At 44.7% G+C, this 635-nt stretch carries 1 pseudogene; it reads right to left on the reverse strand.

Annotation, left to right across the window (positions count from 1 at the left end):
• Positions 1-635: pseudogene (locus ACOCD2_RS24700) on the reverse strand (hypothetical protein); the annotation flags it as partial.

A 635-nucleotide genomic window follows, 5' to 3' on the forward strand; every position in this document is an offset into this window, starting at 1 on the left:
TTTACTGTCACCAAGAATGGCCGCCCACAATGCAATCGTTGGATAGAGAATGCTTCCTTCCGTAACTTCCTTGCGATACTCCTCATCTCCGCGGTGCGGATGATCCAGCAATTCAGCATAATCACGAATGGTACATGGATATGGCTCGTTACCCTCGTATGCGAATCTTGCACGTTCTATGATCTCTGACAGCCATAGTTTCATATCGCCTTCACCGCTGCCACTCATAGCCATCTGGAGTATTGCAAGAAATATGTCAATTGCCTGCTCATCTTTGATTGGCAGGAAAAGTGCCGGGTTATTTGAAATCAAGGATTTAACGGCATCAGATATGTATCGGGACCGCAAAACAAGCTTTTCTTTATATTCTTCCTCATCAGCTATAGTGGCACGCCATGTTGTCCACAAGCCGTACATTGCCAATCTTCCCAGCAAATCAAACAACTTCAAGTTTACATCCATGCTAGACGAAGGCCTTACTGCAGTGGATAATCCATCCAGCACAGTGACATGCGGCAATATTTTCCCATTTATGTATTCATCAGCGATCTGGGAGTAGGTGCCCAAAACTGACTGAAATGCCTCCTGAATGCCTTTCGCTACCTTGTTGTTTTTGCCGAATTCATTTTTTGCTA

The organism is Thiolapillus sp., from assembly GCF_048562965.1.
In the GTDB taxonomy this organism is placed as follows: domain Bacteria; phylum Pseudomonadota; class Gammaproteobacteria; order Chromatiales; family Chromatiaceae; genus Thiolapillus; species Thiolapillus brandeum_A.